This window comes from Mesorhizobium sp. M7A.F.Ca.CA.003.01.2.1 (assembly GCF_003998945.1).
Classification (GTDB): Bacteria; Pseudomonadota; Alphaproteobacteria; order Rhizobiales; family Rhizobiaceae; genus Mesorhizobium; species Mesorhizobium ciceri.
Genome location: NZ_RZRA01000795.1, coordinates 1 through 2,717, shown reverse-complemented (window position 1 = coordinate 2,717; position 2,717 = coordinate 1). Strand labels below are relative to the sequence as shown.

General features: G+C 62.3%; 3 protein-coding genes. 1 reads left to right on the top strand and 2 read right to left on the bottom strand.

Going from position 1 to position 2,717, the window contains the following annotated elements; genetic code table 11:
- The first annotated feature begins 118 nt into the window (after positions 1 to 118).
- The gene (locus tag EN969_RS25680; RefSeq protein WP_127419506.1) at positions 119 to 463 is read left to right on the top strand and encodes a hypothetical protein; all 345 of its coding nucleotides are present in this window, start codon (positions 119 to 121) and stop codon (positions 461 to 463) included.
- Positions 464 to 496: 33 nt separating this feature from the next.
- On the opposite strand, the gene EN969_RS25675 is transcribed toward EN969_RS25680, so the two are convergent.
- Complete coding sequence (locus tag EN969_RS25675; RefSeq protein ID WP_127419505.1) at positions 497 to 2,116, bottom strand: ABC transporter ATP-binding protein; 1,620 nt, start codon at positions 2,114 to 2,116, stop codon at positions 497 to 499.
- Between the two features lie 47 nt (positions 2,117 to 2,163).
- Positions 2,164 to 2,717 (bottom strand): ABC transporter permease subunit (locus EN969_RS25670; RefSeq protein WP_127419504.1); only part of this gene is annotated, 554 nt, incomplete at its 5' end.

Genomic DNA, 2,717 nt, shown 5'->3' with positions numbered 1-2,717 from the left:
CCGCATGGCCGAACCCTGTGGCAGGTTGCTTCGCGGCCGCATATTTTGACGAAAAGGCCCGTCGGCTCTAGGGTCGATGGACCTGATGGAATGAGTGAAACGGCGGGCCGAGTGCGACATGAATTTGAATTCATCCACAGCCCCGCCCTTGATTCGTGTGATGACGCTGGTTCTCGTCGCTGGCTGTTCATCGCTCGGGAGAACCGTCGATCCGGCGAAATACGATTCAATGACGTGCACCGACCTCAACAGTGCGATGGGAGACGTCGCCCGTGACATCTCGCAAACGGCAATCACGCGCGGCAAGGTCGCCAACACCAATGTTCCACGCTGGCTGCTCGGCGGCTCACGCGTGAAGACCGCGGTAGCCAACCGTGAAACAGCCAGGATCGACCGGCTTAAGCAGCAACAGGATGCCATTGCCGCCGTGCGAGCGCGCAAGTGCCAGAGGTCCGCGAATTGAGCGGACAGCCAACGCCTCGGTGCAGAGCCCGGTTCAGGCGCTCAGGCGAAATCGCGTCACGTCGATCGCGGCGGCCATCAGCGTCTGTGTGTAGGCGTGCTGCGGATTGCTGAAGATCGCCTCGGTCGGCCCTTCCTCGACGATCTTGCCCTGTTTCATGACGATGATGTAGTCGGCCATGGCGCGCACGACCGACAGATCGTGGCTGATGAAGAGATAGGACAATTCGTGGTCCGCCTGCAGCTTGCGCAGCAGTTCGACGATCTGTTTCTGCACAGAGCGATCGAGCGCCGAAGTCGGCTCATCCAATACCACCAGCCTGGGCTTCAGGATCATGGCGCGGGCAATGGCGATGCGCTGCCGCTGACCGCCGGAGAATTCGTGCGGGTAGCGGTTGCGGGCGTTGGGGTCGAGGCCGACCTCGCGCAAGGCCTCGACCGCGCGTTGATCACGCTGCTTGCCCGAAAGGTCAGGCTCATGCACCAGAAGTCCTTCGGTGATGACCTGGCCGACAGTCATGCGCGGCGACAACGAGCCGAACGGGTCCTGGAAGACGAGCTGCATCTGGCGCCGCAGCGGCCGCATCGCCTGCCTGTCGGCTTGGGAAATGTCGCGATCGCCGAAACGGATGAGCCCGTCACTCGGCAACAGCCGCAGCAAGGCGCGGCCAAGAGTCGATTTGCCCGAGCCGGATTCACCAACGATGCCGATGGTCTGGTTGCGCTGCAGCCGGATCGAGATGTGATCGACTGCACGCAGCATCAGCGGTTCGCCAGCAAGAAACCCGCCGCCGATCCTGAACGTCACTTCGACATTCCTGCCTTCGAGCAGCACTGGGGCGTTGGCGGGCGGCGGCGCCTTGCTGCCGGTCGGCTCGGCCGCCAGCAGCATTTTCGTGTAGGCATGCTGTGGGTTGACGAAGATGGCCTCCGCCTCCCCCTCCTCGACAACCTCGCCCTGGCGCATGACATAGACCCGATCGGCAAAGCGGCGGACGATGCCAAGATCGTGGGTGATGAAGACGATCGCCATGCCGAGCTTGCGCTGCAATTCGGCCAGAAGCATCAGGATCTGCGCCTGTATGGTCACATCGAGCGCCGTCGTCGGCTCGTCGGCGATCAATATGTCAGGGTCGTTGGCGAGAGCCATCGCGATCATCACACGCTGGCGCTGGCCACCCGACATTTCGTGCGGATAGGATTTCATCCGCCGCTCGGGATCGGTAATATGCACCAGCCGCAGCAGTTTGAGCGCTTCTTCACGCGCCTCGGCGACATTCAGGCCCCGATGCCGGCGGATCGGTTCGATCAACTGGTTGCCGATTGAATAGAGCGGATCGAGCGAAGTCATCGGCTCCTGGAAGATCATGCTGATCTTGCGGCCACGGACCTTGTTGAGCTCGGATTTGCTGAGTGTTAGAAGATTGCGGCCACGATAGTCGACGCTGCCTGTCGCTTCGCCATTCGACGCCAGCAGGCTCATCGCCGCCATCATCGTCTGGCTTTTGCCGGAGCCGGATTCGCCGACCACGGCAACGGTCTCGCCCGATTTGACATGGATGTTTATGCCCTTGACCGCCTCGACGGCGCCGTCGAGCGTGCGGAAGCGGACACGCAAATCCTTGACGCTGAGGATCGTTTCGTAAGCAGCCATCTCAGCGGTCCCCCTCTTTATCGACCCGCATCTTAGCGATCCCCATCTTAGCGATCCCTCGGGTCGAGTGCGTCGCGCAGGCCGTCGCCGACGAAGTTCAGCGCAAACAGCGTCGAGACGAGGAAGAAGGCGGGGAACAGGAGCAGCCAGTTGGCGGTGCCGATGTTCTTGGCGCCGACCGAGATCAGAACGCCCCAGCTGGTCATCGGCTCCTGCACGCCGAGGCCGAGAAACGATAGGAAGCTTTCCAGGATGATCACCTGCGGCACCAGCAGCGTCATGTAGATGACCACCGGGCCGAGCAGGTTGGGGATGACGTGGCGCAGCAGGATGCCGCGCTGGCCGACGCCCATGGCTTCCGCCGCCTGGACATATTCCTGGCGGCGGATCGACAGTGCCTGGCCGCGCACGATGCGCGCCATGTCGAGCCACAGCACGGCGCCGACGGCCAGGAACATCAGCACGAAGTTGCGGCCGAAGAACACCACCAGCATGATGACGAAGAAGATGAAGGGCAAGGAATAGAGCACGTCGACGATGCGCATCATCACCTCGTCGACCTTGCCTCCGGCAAAACCGGCAGCGGCCCCGTAGACCACGC

Bases quoted from the DNA above. Each gene is read 5' to 3' on its own strand.
- EN969_RS25680 (WP_127419506.1), top strand. From the start codon at position 119: ATGAATTTGAATTCATCCACAGCCCCGCCCTTGATTCGTGTGATGACG.
- EN969_RS25675 (WP_127419505.1), bottom strand. From the start codon at position 2,116: ATGGCTGCTTACGAAACGATCCTCAGCGTCAAGGATTTGCGTGTCCGC.